The organism is Chryseobacterium indoltheticum (genome assembly GCF_003815915.1).
Classification (GTDB): domain Bacteria; phylum Bacteroidota; class Bacteroidia; order Flavobacteriales; family Weeksellaceae; genus Chryseobacterium; species Chryseobacterium indoltheticum.
In genome coordinates this window covers 1,329,222-1,346,963 of sequence record NZ_CP033929.1, presented here as the reverse complement: position 1 = coordinate 1,346,963, position 17,742 = coordinate 1,329,222, and the positions used below count along the sequence as shown (strand labels likewise).

The window sequence follows — 17,742 nt, the reverse complement described above, 5'->3', positions numbered from 1 at the left end:
GATTATTAATTTCGCAAAAATATAAATAAAAAATGATTATTTACTAATAAGAGAATATAATTTAACAATATCTTTTAACAGATCGTTTATAGAATCTTCTGAGGTGATAGGAGAATACTTCTCAATCTGCACTTTTTGCAACAATTCCTGATAGCTTTCAGCAACAGAACTTCCATTTTGTCTTTCAAGGAATACTTTAAAATCCTCTTTAGAACTTTGAAAATACTGATTTCTCACTTCCGCATCCATTTCATCAAATGTTTCAAAAAACTTAGGATAATCACCTGAAATTTTCAGATTTTCAAGATATGCAAAATAATCACTGATATCTGTGTTTAAACTTTCTCTGATTTCTTTTTCTGTTTCAGCGACAGAACCCAGCGGTTTCGGAGTTGGCTTTTCTTTAATTATAGTTTGTTTTTTTTGCCAATATTTAAACAAGATATAGGCGATGAATAAGCCAATTAATATAGCAATATTCACAAAAAGCACATTCCAGTTGAATTTACTTTTCTCTTTCACTTTAAAAGAAGTAGTTTTCAACACTGGGCTGTCAACGGTTTCCAGAAAGGTATTGGTATATTCATTTACTTTTTCTACGGTAGATCTCGCTTCTAAAACCTGATCATGCGAAAAGGCCGTTAAACCTAGTTTTTCCTGTCCAAGATTTACATATTCTTTTTCCGCCGGATTGAAAAAAGCAAAAGCTTCTGTTTTAACGATCAGTTCACCTGCTTTTTTGGGAATCAAGATATATTTAGCCAAAATTTCCCCTTTCATTCCTGTAAGACCGGGATTTAAGCGTGAAGTAATTTTGGGCGCAAAAATTTCATAATCGGGAGATTCTTCAATTTTCGGAAGATTCATGTCAGCAAGATTACCTTCACCAGATACTTTCACCGTTACATTAACAGGTTTTTTAGCTTCAATTTTTTCTTTTGTCGGGCAATAAATATCCACTTTAAAATTACCTACTGCATTTTTAAAAGACTGAGGTGAGCCTTCGGGAAGTTTTTTTACATTCAGCCTTACTTTATTGGAAGCTATCTTGCTTTTGGTAGAAAAAGTATTTACCGAAGCAGAAACCGAAGGAACTTCTACGTAACCCGACTCGTTTGGAAACACCATAAAAACAGCCAAAACCTGTGATGCCATATTGGCGTAACCGGAAGGATCTATCTCTGATCTTTTTAAACTTACTGCATGTACATTGAGGTTTTCCTGCTGTGGAAGCCTTATATTTTTTACTCTTCTAAGGTTGTCGATATTTTTGGAATAAACACGCAAAACAGCTATTGTAGGCTGATCCTGATACACTTCGCGATCCTCAATTTCCATATTGAGATAAACATCGTTGGCAAGATTTGCGACTGGTTTTTTCTCAATATCTTTTATGAAAATGTCAAAAGGTTCAGTTTTATAGATTTTATTATTGACGTTTACCAAGACAGAACCAATTCTTACTTTCCCTTTTTGTTTGGGCTCAAGCGCAATTCTCGTGATATATTGATCGATTGCCGTGTTTGTATCGGAGTCGTTAACGATTTGATTGAATGATCCGCTACCGATCATATTAAACTTCGACAGATCCGGAAGCATGATTTTACTCTTCTGCTCCAGATTATTTCCATTTAGTTCTAAAACAATCGTAAGATTTACGACTTCTTTACCGTTGTAATCCGTTTTATCAGATTTCATAGACAGCTGTACCTGTCCGTAAGAAATTACAGATATGAGGGTAAATATTGCGTAAATAATTTTTTGTTTCATCACCAATCTTTCTCGTTGCTTTGCGGCTTTGAATAAGATTTTTCGTCTAAAATTCTTTTGGCAGTTTTTTTCTCTCTGCCGTTGATACTATCAAGGATGGCTTTTTCTAATTCTTTTGGAAGTTTGCCTTCGCCGCCTTTTCCTTGGGGTTTGTTTTCCTCACCTTTATTTTGTTGAGGACCCTCACCCTGATCCTTTTGTTGATTTTTAGAATCTCCTTTCTCTCCTTTGTTTTTATCTTCTCCGCCTCCGTTTTTACCGGAGCTTTTGTCCTTCTTGCTGTCGTTTCTCTCTTTTTCTTTCTGCTTCAGCTTAGCAATCTCATAGTTTTTTCTGGTCGCCTCATTGTAAGGATCTTGCTTCAGAGATTGTTTGTAATAATCAGCTGCTTTATCCGGCTGATTCATCTGCATCATTGTGTTTCCCAAATTGTGAAGCGTTGCCGCTTTATCCGGTAAAGTCTGAGAAAGTTTTTCTGCTTTTGCATATTCTTCTTTCGCTTCCTGATACATTTTTCTTTTGTACAGAGCATTTCCCAAATTATAGTGTGCTGTAAAATCACCAGAGTTTGATTTTATAGCTTCCATATACTTTGAAGAAGCGCCATCATAATCATTAGCATTAAATTTTTTGTTGCCTTCAAAGACTAAAGTCTTATAACTTTCCTGCCCAAATAATGCACTTGAGAACGAAAAAGCAAACAATAACGCTAAAAATACAATTTTAGTATTCATCTCTTGCAAAATTATCCCTTTATATGTTAAGAAACAGCGTCTTATTTGTTAAAATTGGGTTAAAGTATTCAATGAAAAACTGAATTACTTTAAACATTAAAATCTCTTTTAGGATTAAATAGAAAAATCATCAAAAAGAAAAATATAGAAACGCCTAAAAAGTATTGGTAATAGTGATTGGCATTCTGAGAATTGACCGTTGTGCTGCTGCCTGATGCTTTTTTGTTGATTTCATCAGCAATTCTTTTCGGAGCATCGTTCATATTATTACCATCAATATAACTTCCGCCAGTAGATTCTGCCATTTTTTTCAGAGCCCCGGTTTGTCTTTTAGAGATAACAGTTTCACCATTCTGATCAAATTTGTACCCGATAAGCTGTCCAAACTTATAAACCGGCACCGGCGCACCTTCATCAGTACCAACACCTACGGAAGTAATACTTATTCCTTCTTTGTTTGCCAAACGTATCGCTGCATTGTCATTTCCTTCATTATCTTCACCATCGCTTATTAAAACTACTTTTCTCGAACCTTTATTTATATTTTTAAATTTGGTTGCTGTAGTTTCCATTGCGAGAAGAAAATCTGTTCCCTGAATCGTTATATTATCTGTATCTAAATCTGAAATATAGTTTTCTACCGAGCTATAATCTGTCGTTAACGGCATTATAGAAACTGCTTCACCTGCAAAAATAACGATGCCTATCTTATCGTTTTTAAGCTCATGCATGGTATTGATGATCAAATTTTTAGCCTGAGTAAGGCGGTCCGGATTAATGTCTTCTGCGTTCATAGAATTCGAAACATCCAATACAAACATCACATTGTTCATCTTTTGCTTGGTTTGTATTTTTTCGCTTCCGCTTAAAAGATCAATGATTGAAAATACCAAGAAAAGTGCTGCCAGAAAATAAAGTACCGGGAATATTTTTAAAAATCCCGAATTCTTTTCAAACAAACTTTCGTGAAATTTTGATTCTGCAAATAATTCTCTTTTTCTTTTTTTCCAACGCAGATAACGGATCAGAAAAAATGATAATAGCGACAGAAGCAGCAATAACAAAAGATACCAGTAATTTCCTAAATACCAACCCATCAGCTTAAAAATTTATAAAGTACCCAACGTAAAATAGCATCAAAAACCAGCATTCCTAAAGCAATCCAGAGAAAAAGTCTAAAATATTCGTCATAATTGTACATTCTTGAAACATTGATATCCGTTTTTTCAAGCTTATTAATCTCAGCATAGATTTCCTGCAATTTACTTTCAGAATCTGCTCTGTAGTATTTGCCGTCTGTGGTTGCAGCAATCTCTCTCAGCATATTTTCATCAATAGAAACTTCTCTTTCGTCGTAAATATATCCAAACTCATCGTAAGTAACGGGCATTAAAGCATAACCGTTTGTTCCAATTCCTATACAGTATACCTTTATATGATTATCTTTAGCGAGAACAGCAGCAATCTCCGGTGGAAAGAGATTCCCTACAGGACTGTTTACTCCGTCAGTCATCAGGATAACCACTTTGCTTTTTGCTTTACTTTTCATCAGGTGATTTACAGCAACCGCCAATCCGTCTCCTACAGAAGTACCGTCTACCATTTCACGCTGATTCATGTTTACAATTTCTTCCTTTACGGCATCATGATCAAACGTCAATGGTACTTTCAGAAAAGCCTCCATTTTATATTTTACAAGACCAAATCGGTCATTAGGTCGTTTATTAATAAAGTCTACCGCAATATTTTTCAGCACTTCATAGCGATCAGGCTCAAAATCTTTTGACAACATACTCAGTGAGACGTCTACAGCAAGCATTATATCAATTCCTTTTGTTTCATCCCTGTCCTGCGAAACCGAAAACGTTCTCGGTCTTGCCATAGCAATGATTAAAGCAGAAAGAATGATATATTTTGATAGTTTTAATAAGAAAAGCACGGGAAGAATTCCACTGCTTCCGTTCATTTTTTTTGTTGTGGGAACTTTAATCCCTTTTCTTTTTTTCTGACTTAAATCTTTAAATAAAAGCGGAATAAATACCAAAAATAAAAGAAAAAACCACGGACTGTAAAATTCAAAATCAAACATCTTTTCTCAGGTTTTCAAATTCTATATCCTTTGATGAGCGTTGCACAAAGGCTCTTATTTCGGCAAAATCTTTTTCCATCACTTCTTTATCAGGAAATGTTTTGGCAAATTTCACCAAATCACCTCGTAAGAAAACATCTTCTACAATCTTTTCGTTATCCTGCGAAATGGTATTGTTTTCTTTCATCAAAACTATTAGATCGTCCGTCAGCAAAATATCTGCAGGAATTCGGTACTGTTTAGTTATAAATTTTCTTGAAATATCGATTAACTCTACATAAAACGACCGGTAATTCCCTTCTTCGATATATTTTTTCTTCTTTAATGAATCTAATTCTTTTAAAGTCTGATTTGTCGCTACAACAGGTGAACTTTTGCGTCTTCTTCCGTATTTGACAAACATTACAATGACAAAAATCAAACAGATAAAAGCGATTGCCGCCAAAACATACCATTTATAAAGTTGCCAGTAATCAATTGCTTCCAAATCAACTTCCTTATTCTTCATAATGTCATTAATCTGGTCTTCTTTCAACGCAGTATTGATCACTTCAATTTCGTAAGGAATAGTTTTTAAAACCTTTTCCCCTACTTTAAATTCAAGCTCCGGAATTTTATAAACTCCTTCTTCATAAACAGCAAATTCTATTTTTCTTTCGTACGTATTGGCGTTGATGCTGATGCTGTCTGAAATTTCTTCAAAATGAAAAGGTAGCAACTCATCTTTTGGCGCTGTAACAACAGCACTACTTTTAAGATTATCTATTTTTATAACGAAATGATTAACTTCTCCCAAAGCGATTGTCGTTTTCTCCAGTTTAGAAGAAAGCAACTGTGCAAAAGAATTCACACAGATAAAGAATGAGAGTAATAAAAATATTTTTTTCAATTTTATTTCTAAATTTTTAGCATGTTGCTGTCATTCTGACGAAGAAAGAATCTAATATAACAAATAGATTCTGCTTTACATTTCATTTCGCTCAGAATAACAGAGCAAATTCTATTTTATTTCTTCTGAAAATAATTATACAATAATTTTGAATAATCTTCGCCCGTGTTTATATTCAAAAATGAGGCTGAAGAATTGGCAAAATCTTCTTCCAGATTTCTCTGCTTCTGTTTTTGTGCCTCAGCAAAAGTGTATCTCCATCTCGCACTCGACGTATTTGCCCAAACCTGATTTCCTGTCTCGGCATCGTACAACAAAGTATAACCGACATCGGGAATTTCGTTATCCTTTTCGTCATAAATTCTCATTCCCAAAAGCTGATGTTTTTTAGATGCTACTCGCAGAATTTTAGAATCGTAATCATCCTCAAAATCGGAAAGTAAAAATACAAGAGATTTTCTTTTAAAAATCCCCATCATATATTCTAAAGCCTTATCTACTTTTGATTCTGCAGGAATATATTCAGCGGTCAAAATATGACTGATCATCGATAAAATATGCTTCCTGCCTTTCTGTGGCGGAATCACTTTATACACTTTATCCGCAAACAAAATCATTCCTACTTTATCATTATTTCCTGCTGCAGAAAATCCTAAACTTGCTGCAATTTCTGCAACATATTCTCTTTTAAGTTGGGTTTTTGTGCCATAATCCATCGATGCAGAAATATCAACCAGAATCATCATCGTCAATTCTCTTTCCTCTTCCATTACCTTAACGAAAGGTTCACGGAAACGAGCTGTTTTATTCCAATCGATTCTACGGATTTCGTCTCCGAACTGATAAGGACGAACTTCGGAAAAAGTCATTCCCTGTCCTTTGAAAGCACTATGATATTGTCCCATCAAAGTAGCTTCCGTTTTCCTTCTGGTACGGATTTCTATTTGTTTGACTTTTTTTACAATATCTTTTATTTGCATGGTTTCTAATATAAATGATAATTGATAGATGATGATTGATAATACAAAATGATATCATTTATAATTCATCATTTATCAATCATATTTTAAGGTGCTTGAATTTTTGCTAAAATTCTATTTACAATTTCCTCAGAAGTAATTTCTTCGGCTTCAGCTTCAAAAGTGAGTCCGATTCTGTGTCTTAAAACATCCTGCGCCAAAGCTTTTACATCTTCAGGAATTACAAAAGCTCTTCCTTTCAAAAACGCATAAGCTCTCGAAGCAATGGCTAAGTTGATTGACGCTCTTGGCGACGCTCCGAAACTGATGTAATTTTTCAGTTCAGAAAGACCATATTTTTCAGGATAACGGGTTGCAAAAACCATGTCCAAAATATATTTTTCAATTTTTTCGTCGAGATAAATCTGATTGACAATTGCTTTTGCTTCAACAATATTCTGTAATGAAATTACCTGTTTTATTTCAGGTTGATGTGAGGTAGAAACCATTCTCATCACTTTTCTTTCATCTTCAAATTCAGGATAATCGATTTTACATTTCAGCATAAAACGGTCGCTTTGTGCTTCAGGTAAAAGATAGGTTCCTTCCTGATCAATCGGGTTTTGAGTAGCTAAAACCAGAAAAGGTTTCGGTAACGGCATTGTTTCGTCACCGATGGTCACCTGCTTTTCCTGCATTACTTCCAAAAGAGCAGACTGTACTTTTGCAGGAGCTCGATTGATCTCATCTGCCAAAACAAAATTTGCAAAAACAGGACCTCTTTTTATGGAAAAATCATTCTCTTTGATATTATAAATCATTGTTCCCACCACATCTGCAGGAAGTAAATCTGGTGTAAACTGAATTCTTGAAAAATCACCATGAACTGCTTCTGCCAAAGTCTTTATCGCTAAAGTTTTTGCCAAACCGGGAACACCTTCCAGTAAAACATGTCCGTTTCCTAAGAGACCGATCAAAAGCCGATCGATCATGTAATGTTGACCAATAATCGCTTTATTGATTTCCTGCCTTAGAAGATTAAAAAAATAATTTTGTTCTTTAACCTTTTCGGTCAATTGACGGATGTCTTCTGCTTGATATGAATCTGACATTAGTTTGAATTAAAATAATGGGTAAATTTCTGATAAATACTTGCACTAATCAACACAATTAATGCCATATTTGAGTTAAAGTTTGTTAAATATTCTCTCTTAAATATAAGAATAATAATTGAACTTTTACTAAATCTACCTCAGGGAAACTCTTACTTTCATAAAAATTTATAAATTTTCATTCATTGATTCGGTCAAGAATTGTCATTTTCAGTTTATTAAACTATTTTTGAAGATTAAAAATATTGCAAAATGAATTATCATTTTCAAGCTCACAGACAGGTCAGAAAAAATCTTTTGGATATTCTTCAGAACACTTCTCACCAGGATCTGTTATTAATTCCTGATGGTTTTAATAATAACATCTATTGGAATATTGCTCACACCGTTGCTACACAGCAATTGCTGCATTATTACCTGAGTGGAAACACGTTCAGAATTGATAAATACTGGATTGAAACATACAAAAAAGGCACGTTACCGAATCTGAATGTTCAAAAATCTGAAGTCGAGGATTTAGAATTTTTACTGACCGAAACTTCAAAAACTTTGATGAAGGATTTCGACAGTGATTTCTTTTCAGATTACACGCCTTACACCACAAGTTTCGGAATGGATCTGAAAAGTATTCAGGATGCTATTATTTTTAACAACATGCACGAAAGTCTGCACTACGGCTATGCAATGGCGCAGAAAAGAGCAATTTTAGGAGAAAAATACTAAGGTTCATGGTTTGAAGTTCAAAGTTTAAGGTTATGGCAACAATCAGCAAATTCGAAGATTTGGAGATATGGAAATTATCCAGAATTTTGTGTGCTGAAATTTTTGAAATTATTGAAACTACGAATCTTAAAAATAACTTTAGACTAAGCAATCAAATTGATGGCTCATCAGGTTCAATCATGGATAACATTGCTGAAGGATTTGAAAGAAACGGAAATAAAGAATTTATCAACTTTCTTTCAATTGCAAAAGCTTCATGTGGAGAAACCAGATCACAATTATACAGAGTATTTGACAGGAAATTTATAACTCCTGAAAAATTTGAAAATTTAAAAGAGCAAACTGAAATATTGAGCAAAAAAATGGGCTCATTTATAAATTATTTAAAGAATACAGACTTGAAAGGGACAAAGTTTAAATTATAGACACATTTTAACATTGAACTTTAAACCTTAAACGTTGAACTATACATATGAAAGACGATTTTATTTTTGGGCTTCGTCCCGTATTGGAAGCTATTGAAGCTGGAAAAACTATTGACAAAATTTTTGTACAAAATGCATTGCAGGGTGAGATTTACGCTGAACTGAAAGCTATTTTAGCAAAAAATAAAATACGTCCCAACTACGTTCCGGTAGAGAAACTTAACCGTTTTACAAGGAAAAACCACCAGGGTGTGGTAGCTTTTATTTCTGATGTTCCGTTTCACAGAATTGAAAATATTGTTCCTGAATTATTTGAAGAAGGTAAAACGCCATTCATTTTAATTTTGGATAGGTTAACTGATGTAAGAAACTTCGGAGCAATTTGCAGAACTGCAGAATGTGTAGGAATTGATGCGATTGTAATTCCTGAAAAAGGAGGTGCACCGGTAAATTCTGATGCGATAAAAACTTCAGCCGGAGCCATGTACAACATTAAAATTTGTAAAGAACCCAATCTGGCTCACGTTGTAGATTTTTTACAACAAAGTGGAATTGCAGTATTTTCTGCAACCGAAAAGGCACAAAAATTGATATACGACGTTGATTTTACTGCGCCTTGCGCCATTGTAATGGGAAATGAAGAGACCGGAATTTCTAAAGAAGTTCTGCATCATTCAGACGAAAAAATAAAACTTCCGATAGAAGGAAAAACACAGTCTTTGAACGTTTCTGTAGCTTGTGGAGCTATTTTATATGAAGCAATGAGACAGAAAATCACAAAAATTTAATTCACCTTTTAAAATTATTTAATGAAAAACATAGCAGCATTAGCGCTAATCTCAATAGCACTTGTTTCATGTAAAAAGGAAACAGCAACCGTAACAAAAATAGATCCTAAAACAGGAAAAACAATCACCGTAGAAGTTCCTGCAGATTCTGTAAAAGAAGTAAAAGCAGATGCTGCGATCAAAGATTCTGTGGGTATTTTCAAACAGACTTTTAAGCTTGAAAAAGGAAAAACTTATCCTTTGACAACGTACCAAAGAGATACAAAAACGATGACTGATCCGCAAGGCAAAACCATGACCGGAACCAGCGAATCTACTGACGAAATGAGTTTCACAGTGAATGATATCAAAGGGAATGTTTATGATCTTACCATCAACCTGATTGGAAAGAGAAACTCTCAATCTGCACAAGGAAAAACGGTTATTGTAGATACCAAACTTCCTCTTCCTAAAGAAGATGATCTGAAAATGATCTGGAATGTGAATAAAGCACTTACCGGAAACAAGCTGAATATGAAGATGGATACGAATGGAAACGTAATTTCTATCACCGGATTTGAAGCTGTTTACACAAAAATTTCTGATGCGCTTAAAAACATCGTTAAAGACGCTAACCAAAGAGCAAGCGTTGTGGCAAGCCTTAAAGAAAGCTTTAACGAAAAAGTTCTGAAAGATCAGTTTGAAAAAAACCTTTCTGTAATTCCTAAAAAAGGAGCGAAAATTGGTGAAAAATGGAGTACTTCTGAAAGCGCAGATGAAGCCGGAAAAATCAAAGTAACTTCAAACTATACCCTGAAAAGTGCAGGAAACGGCATTGTAGAAATTGCAATCACTGGTGGAATTCCTAAAAAAGAAGAGAAAAAATCTCAAGGTCCGATGACGCACAGCATGAGCAGTGAATTGTCTCAAAACGGAACAATCAAGTTTGACCAAAACACTGGGTGGATTAACAACCAAAACATCAGTGTAAAAACTACGCAGGTGGAAACTATTTCAGACGGAAAGCAATCTCAGTCTATGAAAAGTGTTTCTAACTCTTCTGTAATGGTAAACCCTTCATCTAAATAAGTTTTAGGGTTTGAGTGTCTGAAAGTTTTAGAACTGAAATTTTAAAACTTTAAACCTTGAACTTTGAATTATTAAATAAAAAGTAATATGTCTTTTATCAAAGGAATTTTTGAGATCGTTCTCGCAACCATTGTTATTTTTTTTGTCTGGAATATTTTGAAGAGAATTTTCTTCAAAAAGTTTTATAATTTCATGGGCTTCAAACCCAATAACAATCAGCAGCAGGAAACCAAAAACTCAAAAACGAATATTGAAAAAAAAGTAAAGTGGGACGCAGAAACTGTGGACTATGAAGAGGTGAAAGAGAAAAGATAATATTATTTTGACTCTCTAAAACACCTAAATTAAAATCTACTTAATAACCAAGATGGCAAAAAACAAAAACTTAATATATATTGCAGTTTCATTAATTGCATTTTTAGTTTTAGCATTTTTATATTCTACTCCTGTTTTTACGGGGAAACAGCTTTTCCAGCATGATATTGTACAGTATCGAGGTGGCGCAAAAGAGTTGATTGATTATCGTAACAATTATGATAAAGAAACTTACTGGAGCGACTCTATGTTTGGCGGAATGCCCACTTACCAGATGGGAAGCCGTTTTGAAGGCGACGTTATCAAAAAACTTGATAGCTATCTGAATATTCTGCCAAGACCGGTTAATTATCTGCTTTTACTGTTCTCAGGGTTTTTCCTTTTAGGAATGGTTGCCGTCAGAAATTGGAAATACGCCCTTTTGGGAGCCACATTTTTTGGGCTCTCCACTTATTTTTACATCATTATTGCAGCCGGACACAACGGAAAAGTAAACACAATAGAATATTTCGCGCCACTTTTAGCCGGGATTTTATTGGTTTATATCAGAAAAAAATACGTCCTCGGATTTATTGTAACCACCCTTTTCTTCGGATTACAGGTTGCAGCAAACCATCCACAAATGACCTATTATTTATTCTTAGGCTTAGGATTTTTATTTATTTCTGAATTGGTAAGAGCGATCAAAAAGAAAGTTCCGATGAAGCATTTTTTGATTTCATCAGGAATTATAGCTTCTGCTTTGGCAATCGGAGTTGGGATGAATTCTCAGCGAATCATGGCTAATTCTGAGTACATCAAAGAAACAGTAAGAGGAAAACAAATTCTGAATACCGAAACCCATACTGCCGGAAATACAGGAATGGATAAAGAAAGTATCCTGATGTGGAGCTACGGTAAACTGGAAACTTTAAACCTATTTATCCCAAGATTAATGGGTGGCGGAAGCCAGGAACCTGAAGGAGCTGCAATGATGGAAAAAGTACAGCAGATGGTTCAGGACAATGTAACTTCTCAGGCAGAAATGGATAGAGTTTCAAAAGGATTTGGAAGCTTGACATATTGGGGAGATCAACCGGGAACTTCGGGACCAGCTTATCAAGGTGCCATTGTTTGTTTCTTAGCACTTTTGGGATTCTTTTTTGCCTCAAAAAAATACCGTTATTGGATTTTAGGTGCTACCATTCTAACTATTTTGTTGGCTTGGGGAAGCAATTTCATGCCGCTTTCAGATTTCTTTATCGATTACGTTCCATTTTACAGCAAATTCAGAGCACCTTCTTCTATTTTGGTTGTTGTGGAATTGTTATTTCCATTAATAGCGATTATCGGATTGTATAGATTCTTCAATAGCGAAACGTTGGAAGAAGACTACAAAAAGAAAATCCTTACGTATGTTGGAGGTGGAACTTTAGGTTTAACTTTAATTCTAATTGTTTTCGGAAAATCAATTTTAGGTTTTGCCACGGATAACGAAAAAGTATACTTACCACCTTTTCTACTTGATTATTTGGTTGATGAACGTTTCAGTATGTTCAGAACTGATGCAATAAAAGCTTTCTTGTACGTCGGGATCACGGTAGCCGTTTTATTCTTTGCTTTAAAACAAAAGCTTAATCAGAATATTGCTTTAATTATCATCGGATTGATAAGTTTATTTGATCTTTGGTCTGTAAATAAGCGTTATCTAAACGATGATAATTATGTAGATAAAATCTTTGCTGAAAACCCTTTCCAAACTGAAGGTTCAGATTATTTAGCTGAAAAAGTAGGTGATAACCCAAACCTACAGTCTATTTTAGCAAGTATTCCTGTGAATAAAACATTAGAAACAATTGCTGAAAATGACAAAAAACATTACCGAATTTACAACCAGGTTTTAGGAACAACGAGCGAAACTAACACTTCTTATTTTAAAGCTTCAATCGGAGGTTATCATGCGGTGAAACTGAGAAGATATGATGACTTATTAAATGAATATATTTCTAAAGTCGATAGCGTAAAAACTCCAAAAATCCTGAATTTACTCAATACTAAATACATGATTTTTGGAAATCCGGGAGAGCCACAAGTTGTTCCGAATCCTAAAGCCAATGGAAATGCATGGTTTGTAAGTGATTTAAAATTTGTAAATACTCCGGACGAAGAAATTAAATATATCGGGGAAATCGACAGTAAGAAAACCGCTGTTATTAATGCTTCCGACAAATCATATTTCGATAACAGACCAGTTCAAGCAGATTCTACAGCAACGATTAATCTGACAAAATATGAAGCCAATGAACTAGAGTTTAAATCTCAGTCTAAAACTCCGCAATTAGCCGTTTTCTCTGAAATTTATTATCCTCATGGCTGGAAAGTTTTTGTTGATGAAAAAGAAGTTCCATACATCAAAGCTGATTATTTATTGCGTGCAGTACATGTTCCTGCAGGAAATCATCATATCAAAATGATCTTTGAGCCACAAGTCATTGAAACCGGAAAATGGATATCTCTTCTTTGCTTCGGATTATTCATTGCATTGAGTGCTTTCGGAATTTTCTGGCTGAATAAAAAGAAAAAAGAGAACGTTTTAGTTAAAGAAAAAATCTAATAAGCGAAGCTTAAAAACTTATTATTCTTAACTTCTTAAATTAAATCTTAATGGTAAACAAAACATTAAGGTCTGAATTAAGAAGTTAATGTTTTAAAAACCTTATTTCTTCGGAATTTTAATTTCATGGAAGATAAAAAAATTCTTATCATCACCTATTATTGGCCACCTGCAGGAGGACCAGGAGTTCAGCGATGGCTGAAATTTGCAAAATATCTTCCAGAATTTGGCTGGAAACCGATTATTTATACACCTGAAAATCCAAGCTATCCTTTATTGGATGAAAGTTTAATGAAAGATGTTCCTGAAGATTTGGAAATCGTAAGAACAAAAATCTGGGAGCCATATCAATTGGCGGAAAAGCTTAATAAAAGCAATAAAAAATTCAAAGCGGGGCAATTTGATGTGGGCAACAATCAAAGCTGGAAATCTAAACTTTCGATTTGGGTAAGAGGTAATTTTTTCATTCCCGATGCACGTGTTTTTTGGGTTAATCCTTCAACTCAATTTCTTGAGCAATATTTGAAAATTAACAATATTGAGACGATCGTTACTTCAGGACCGCCCCACTCTATGCATCTGATTGGTTTAAATCTAAAAAAGAAGTTCCCTGATTTAAAATGGATTGCCGATTTCCGTGATCCGTGGACCGAAATTTCGTATTATAAACATTTAAAACTGACCAACAGATCAGACAAAAAACACCGCCAATTGGAATCTGATGTTTTTAAAAATGCAGATATCACTTTGGCTACAAGCTATACCGATGCTGAAAATTTCCGTAAAAATGGAGCGAATGCATTTTGTATCACCAATGGATTTGATGAAACAGACTCAAACCCTCAAACCCTTCAACCCTCAAACTCTCCAACCCAATTTACACTAAGTTACATCGGTGTTTTAGAACAGTTAAGAAATCCTGAAAACCTTTGGAAAGCACTCGATAATTTAGTGAAAACCAATTCAGATTTTGCAGAAAACTTCAACCTTAAATTTGTCGGAAGAATTGATGACAAAATTTTAGAAACTATTGAAAAATCAAGCTTAAAAAATCATATTCAGAATCTTGGTTACGTTTCGCACGATAAAGCAGTTGATGAGATGGCGAAATCTTCCCTTTTGTTGATCACTAATTTTCCAAATGATTCGTCAAAAGGTATTATTCCTGGAAAAATATTTGAATATTTAGCAACTGGCAAACAAATTATTTCTTTCGGTCCTAATGAAGCTGATGTTGCAAAAATTTTAGATGAAACAAAAGCCGGAAAACATTTTGGATACAATGATTCCAAACAAATTGAAGATTTTATTTTAGAAAAATTCGAACTGTGGAAAAGTGGAAACCTTTTAGAAAACACTCAAAATATTGAGCAGTTTTCTAGGAAAAATTTAACGAAACAGTTGGTACAAATTCTGTAAACTATCCCGTCTTCAACTTCGTTCAATCCAACCTTAATAAAGGGGAATTTTAAATCGTCCATTCGTCATTGATGACAGCGATTACATAATATTTCCCTTCAAATTCTTCAAACACAAATCGGAGTGCATTCCAGTCCATCCCTCCATTTTTTTCAGATCCGGGAATATAATTTTCTGTGAAATTGGTATTTGGATATATTTCTTTTAAATTATTAAGAGAATTACCTGTGCCTAAAAATGTATCAAATGCATAGTCAGATTTTGTGAAATCTTTTTTAAATACCCAATTTTTGAGATATTGCTCAAGAGTTGCTTTATAAATCGCACCCGACCCATCTCTGGAGCCCCAAGTAAAGATAGTTTTTGTAGGCAGATATTTCTCGAAATCGGTTTTTGAGAAATGCTTGTCTTCATTTCGGTTAACAAAAGCATACATCGAAAATCTCACCCCTTTTTCAGGATGAATATAATTGGCAAAAACATCATAATAACCTACTTTTAGCGCTTGTAAAAGCTCGTCATTGGTCTTTTTCAAAGCTACTTCTTTTGAGAACGCTTCAGGTTTTGTATCTGCTCTTTCATTTGATCTTTTCAGATTATCCGTAGAAACTACGGGATTTTTATCTTGTTTTTTCTCACACGACAACGCTGTTAAAAGTAAGATTGCTAAAAAAGATTTTCTCATTATAAAATTTTCGTGAAAAGTTCAAAAGAGGTGCCAGTTTTGAGTTTTAAATTTTTAGTGTTCAATTGAATGAATAGAGTTTAAATATTATAATTATTGTTTTTGACTTATTACTAAAAGCCTCTTGCTTCAAGCTTTTTTGTATTTTTGTTATATGGAAATTTTAGATATTCTGATTATCGGAGCCGGGCCGATTGGTCTCAACTGCGCACTCGAAGCCAAGAAAAACAACCTGAATTATTTAATTATAGAAAAAGGAACGATTGTAAATTCGCTTTACAATTATCCTTTATACATGAAGTTTTTTTCGACGGCAGATAAGCTTGAAATTGCAGAAATTCCTTTTATCTCGGCTGCACCCAAACCGGGAAGACAGGAAGCGCTGGAATATTATCAGGGAATTGCGAGGCAAAAAAACATCAACATTCACCTTTACGAAAAAGTATTAAAAGTTTCTAAAAACGGAAAAATATTTGAAATTGAAACTTCCAAATCAAAATATACTGCCAAGAACGTCATTATCTCGACCGGGTTTTATGATATTCCGAATCTGATGAATATTCCCGGAGAAAATCTTGAGAAAGTAAAGCATTATTATACCGAACCTTACCCTTATGCAAAACAGAAAATTGTAGTCATCGGATCGAGTAATTCTTCCGTTGATGCCGCTTTAGAAACTTATAGAAAAGGTGCTGAAGTGACGATGATTATTCGTAATTCTGAAATTTCTGAAAATGTAAAATATTGGGTAAAACCAGATATTGAAAACAGGATTGCAGAAGGAAGTATTAAAGCTCATTTTAATGCTGAATTGATAGAAATTAAAGAGAAAACGGTTATTTTTAAAGATAAAAAAGGTGAAATTCAGGAAATTGAAAATGATTTTGTATTGGCAATGACTGGTTATCTTCCTGATTTTGATTTTCTTAAAAATTCTGGTATTGATTTGCAGGGAGAATGTTTAAATCCTATCTACAACCATGAAACCATGGAAACAAATATTGAAAATTTATATTTAGCAGGCGTAGTTTGTGGTGGGAAAGATACTCATCTTTGGTTTATCGAAAATTCAAGAATTCATGCAGAAATGATTATTCGAAACATTCTTTCAACGTAATTATTTTATTATAAGAAATATAACAATATATTTTTACTTTTGAAATATTCAATTTCAATATGAAAAGAAACATCATCTTCGCATTACTTACCACATTTTTTTCAATTACAATTTCAGCTCAGTCAGATAGCATTCGAGTGTATGTTACCAAAGCGCTGAAAATTATGAAAAGTAAATCGGTGAATAAATCAAAGCTCAATTGGGATGAAATATTTGATAAAACTCTTGCAGAAGCATCGAAAGCTAAAACGATAAAAGAGACTTATCCCATTATTAAAAATGCTTTAAATTCATTAAACGATTCTCATTCTAATTTTTATCCTGCAGAAGTGGTAAAAGCCTACACTTTAGGATACAAAGCAACGGGTCAGGAGTTTCCGGTCATTAAAAGTGAAATCCTTGAAAATAACTATGCTTACATCAATTTACCGGATATAGGCTCGTTCAATAAAGATGACTGGAACATGTATATTAATACTTTTTATGCTAAGGTTAATGATTTACAAAAAAGTAAACCTAAAGGCTGGATCATTGATTTGAGAGGAAATTTTGGAGGAATGCTTTATCCGATGTATGCTGCAATAGCTCCTTTTTTAGATACTAAAAATGTAGTCGGCACAAAAGATGCGGAAGGACAAATTGAGTATTACAATTATAAAGACGCTAAATTTTATGAAGGTTCAACAGCTACACAGATGTTTCAACTGACACAAAAAGAGCCCAAACCGACAAAAAAACCAGTTGCCATATTGGTAGATAAAGTCACCGGAAGTTCAGCAGAATTTATTACCGCTGCATTTGTTGGTCAAAAAAATGTAAAGATTATCGGCACCAACACGCAGGGTTTAACATCAGGAAACCAGGAATACAAATTATCCGATGGGTCTTTCCTTGTACTTACGGTTGGTAATATCGTTGATAGAACAGGAAAAGAATATGCTAAAATTGGTGAAGGAATTCCACCAAATATCATCATTGAAAAATCAGCTGACAAAGCAAAAACGAATGAAACATATTTAAAAGAAGCGTTTAAGTACATTGATGGCAAATAAAAAA

17 protein-coding genes are annotated in these 17,742 nt (G+C 34.0%); 9 read left to right on the top strand and 8 right to left on the bottom strand.

Annotated features, from left to right (window positions below; genetic code table 11):
* Window positions 1-36: 36 nt before the first annotated feature.
* The 7 genes from EG358_RS06240 to EG358_RS06210 form a co-directional block, all read right to left on the bottom strand.
* Window positions 37-1,770 carry a BatD family protein gene (locus EG358_RS06240; protein ID WP_076561852.1) on the bottom strand — a complete coding sequence of 578 codons (1,734 nt, stop codon included), beginning with the start codon at window positions 1,768-1,770 and terminating at the stop codon, window positions 37-39.
* Window positions 1,770-2,504 (bottom strand): tetratricopeptide repeat protein, encoded by a 735-nt coding sequence (locus tag EG358_RS06235; RefSeq protein WP_076561853.1) that lies wholly within the window; start codon window positions 2,502-2,504, stop codon window positions 1,770-1,772. The genes EG358_RS06240 and EG358_RS06235 overlap by 1 nt, the downstream gene beginning before the upstream one ends.
* Before the next feature lie 89 nt (window positions 2,505-2,593).
* Window positions 2,594-3,601, bottom strand: a complete 1,008-nt coding sequence (locus tag EG358_RS06230; protein ID WP_076561854.1) for a vWA domain-containing protein — start codon at window positions 3,599-3,601, stop codon at window positions 2,594-2,596.
* On the bottom strand, window positions 3,601-4,593 hold the full coding sequence (locus EG358_RS06225) for a vWA domain-containing protein (RefSeq protein ID WP_076561855.1): 993 nt from the start codon (window positions 4,591-4,593) through the stop codon (window positions 3,601-3,603). The genes EG358_RS06230 and EG358_RS06225 overlap by 1 nt, the downstream gene beginning before the upstream one ends.
* The gene (locus EG358_RS06220; protein WP_394337944.1) at window positions 4,586-5,482 is read right to left on the bottom strand and encodes a BatD family protein; all 897 of its coding nucleotides are present in this window, start codon (window positions 5,480-5,482) and stop codon (window positions 4,586-4,588) included. Before EG358_RS06220 ends, EG358_RS06225 begins: the two co-directional genes overlap by 8 nt.
* 116 nt (window positions 5,483-5,598) lie before the next feature.
* Complete coding sequence (locus tag EG358_RS06215; RefSeq protein WP_076561857.1) at window positions 5,599-6,462, bottom strand: DUF58 domain-containing protein; 864 nt, start codon at window positions 6,460-6,462, stop codon at window positions 5,599-5,601.
* An 86-nt stretch (window positions 6,463-6,548) separates the two neighbouring features.
* Window positions 6,549-7,553 (bottom strand): AAA family ATPase, encoded by a 1,005-nt coding sequence (locus EG358_RS06210; RefSeq protein WP_076561858.1) that lies wholly within the window; start codon window positions 7,551-7,553, stop codon window positions 6,549-6,551.
* A 252-nt stretch (window positions 7,554-7,805) separates the two neighbouring features.
* Here EG358_RS06210 and EG358_RS06205 point away from each other — a divergent pair, with 252 nt between their 5' ends.
* The 7 genes from EG358_RS06205 to EG358_RS06175 all read left to right on the top strand — a co-directional run bounded on the left by EG358_RS06205 (window position 7,806) and on the right by EG358_RS06175 (window position 14,884).
* Window positions 7,806-8,276 carry a DinB family protein gene (locus EG358_RS06205; protein ID WP_076561859.1) on the top strand — a complete coding sequence of 157 codons (471 nt, stop codon included), beginning with the start codon at window positions 7,806-7,808 and terminating at the stop codon, window positions 8,274-8,276.
* 32 nt (window positions 8,277-8,308) lie between these two features.
* Window positions 8,309-8,701: a four helix bundle protein gene (locus EG358_RS06200; RefSeq protein ID WP_076561860.1), complete on the top strand. Its 393-nt coding sequence runs from the start codon at window positions 8,309-8,311 to the stop codon at window positions 8,699-8,701.
* 47 nt (window positions 8,702-8,748) lie between these two features.
* Window positions 8,749-9,489: a 23S rRNA (guanosine(2251)-2'-O)-methyltransferase RlmB gene (gene rlmB / locus EG358_RS06195; protein WP_066681467.1), complete on the top strand. Its 741-nt coding sequence runs from the start codon at window positions 8,749-8,751 to the stop codon at window positions 9,487-9,489.
* Between the two features lie 21 nt (window positions 9,490-9,510).
* Window positions 9,511-10,557 (top strand): DUF6263 family protein, encoded by a 1,047-nt coding sequence (locus EG358_RS06190; RefSeq protein WP_076561861.1) that lies wholly within the window; start codon window positions 9,511-9,513, stop codon window positions 10,555-10,557.
* Window positions 10,558-10,644: 87 nt separating this feature from the next.
* Window positions 10,645-10,872 carry a hypothetical protein gene (locus EG358_RS06185; RefSeq protein ID WP_074229835.1) on the top strand — a complete coding sequence of 76 codons (228 nt, stop codon included), beginning with the start codon at window positions 10,645-10,647 and terminating at the stop codon, window positions 10,870-10,872.
* 52 nt (window positions 10,873-10,924) lie between these two features.
* Window positions 10,925-13,465 carry a YfhO family protein gene (locus EG358_RS06180; RefSeq protein ID WP_076561862.1) on the top strand — a complete coding sequence of 847 codons (2,541 nt, stop codon included), beginning with the start codon at window positions 10,925-10,927 and terminating at the stop codon, window positions 13,463-13,465.
* A gap of 126 nt (window positions 13,466-13,591) precedes the next feature.
* Window positions 13,592-14,884, top strand: coding sequence for a glycosyltransferase family protein (locus EG358_RS06175; protein WP_076561863.1), 1,293 nt, complete (start codon window positions 13,592-13,594; stop codon window positions 14,882-14,884).
* 49 nt (window positions 14,885-14,933) lie between these two features.
* On the opposite strand, the gene EG358_RS06170 is transcribed toward EG358_RS06175, so the two are convergent.
* The gene (locus EG358_RS06170) at window positions 14,934-15,569 is read right to left on the bottom strand and encodes a hypothetical protein (RefSeq protein WP_076561864.1); all 636 of its coding nucleotides are present in this window, start codon (window positions 15,567-15,569) and stop codon (window positions 14,934-14,936) included.
* Between the two features lie 154 nt (window positions 15,570-15,723).
* Here EG358_RS06170 and EG358_RS06165 point away from each other — a divergent pair, with 154 nt between their 5' ends.
* Window positions 15,724-16,686, top strand: a complete 963-nt coding sequence (locus EG358_RS06165) for a YpdA family putative bacillithiol disulfide reductase (protein WP_076561865.1) — start codon at window positions 15,724-15,726, stop codon at window positions 16,684-16,686.
* 59 nt (window positions 16,687-16,745) lie between these two features.
* Entirely contained in the window at window positions 16,746-17,738 is a 993-nt protein-coding gene (locus tag EG358_RS06160; protein ID WP_076561866.1) for a S41 family peptidase, read from the top strand.
* Window positions 17,739-17,742: the final 4 nt, after the last annotated feature.

Excerpts from the sequence above, each read along its gene's own strand:
- EG358_RS06240 (WP_076561852.1), bottom strand. The coding sequence starts at position 1,770 with ATGAAACAAAAAATTATTTACGCAATATTTACCCTCATATCTGTAATT.
- EG358_RS06235 (WP_076561853.1), bottom strand. The coding sequence starts at position 2,504 with ATGAATACTAAAATTGTATTTTTAGCGTTATTGTTTGCTTTTTCGTTC.
- EG358_RS06230 (WP_076561854.1), bottom strand. The coding sequence starts at position 3,601 with ATGGGTTGGTATTTAGGAAATTACTGGTATCTTTTGTTATTGCTGCTT.
- EG358_RS06225 (WP_076561855.1), bottom strand. The coding sequence starts at position 4,593 with ATGTTTGATTTTGAATTTTACAGTCCGTGGTTTTTTCTTTTATTTTTG.
- EG358_RS06215 (WP_076561857.1), bottom strand. The coding sequence starts at position 6,462 with ATGCAAATAAAAGATATTGTAAAAAAAGTCAAACAAATAGAAATCCGT.
- EG358_RS06210 (WP_076561858.1), bottom strand. The coding sequence starts at position 7,553 with ATGTCAGATTCATATCAAGCAGAAGACATCCGTCAATTGACCGAAAAG.
- EG358_RS06205 (WP_076561859.1), top strand. The coding sequence starts at position 7,806 with ATGAATTATCATTTTCAAGCTCACAGACAGGTCAGAAAAAATCTTTTG.
- EG358_RS06200 (WP_076561860.1), top strand. The coding sequence starts at position 8,309 with ATGGCAACAATCAGCAAATTCGAAGATTTGGAGATATGGAAATTATCC.
- rlmB (WP_066681467.1), top strand. The coding sequence starts at position 8,749 with ATGAAAGACGATTTTATTTTTGGGCTTCGTCCCGTATTGGAAGCTATT.
- EG358_RS06190 (WP_076561861.1), top strand. The coding sequence starts at position 9,511 with ATGAAAAACATAGCAGCATTAGCGCTAATCTCAATAGCACTTGTTTCA.
- EG358_RS06185 (WP_074229835.1), top strand. The coding sequence starts at position 10,645 with ATGTCTTTTATCAAAGGAATTTTTGAGATCGTTCTCGCAACCATTGTT.
- EG358_RS06180 (WP_076561862.1), top strand. The coding sequence starts at position 10,925 with ATGGCAAAAAACAAAAACTTAATATATATTGCAGTTTCATTAATTGCA.
- EG358_RS06175 (WP_076561863.1), top strand. The coding sequence starts at position 13,592 with ATGGAAGATAAAAAAATTCTTATCATCACCTATTATTGGCCACCTGCA.
- EG358_RS06170 (WP_076561864.1), bottom strand. The coding sequence starts at position 15,569 with ATGAGAAAATCTTTTTTAGCAATCTTACTTTTAACAGCGTTGTCGTGT.
- EG358_RS06165 (WP_076561865.1), top strand. The coding sequence starts at position 15,724 with ATGGAAATTTTAGATATTCTGATTATCGGAGCCGGGCCGATTGGTCTC.
- EG358_RS06160 (WP_076561866.1), top strand. The coding sequence starts at position 16,746 with ATGAAAAGAAACATCATCTTCGCATTACTTACCACATTTTTTTCAATT.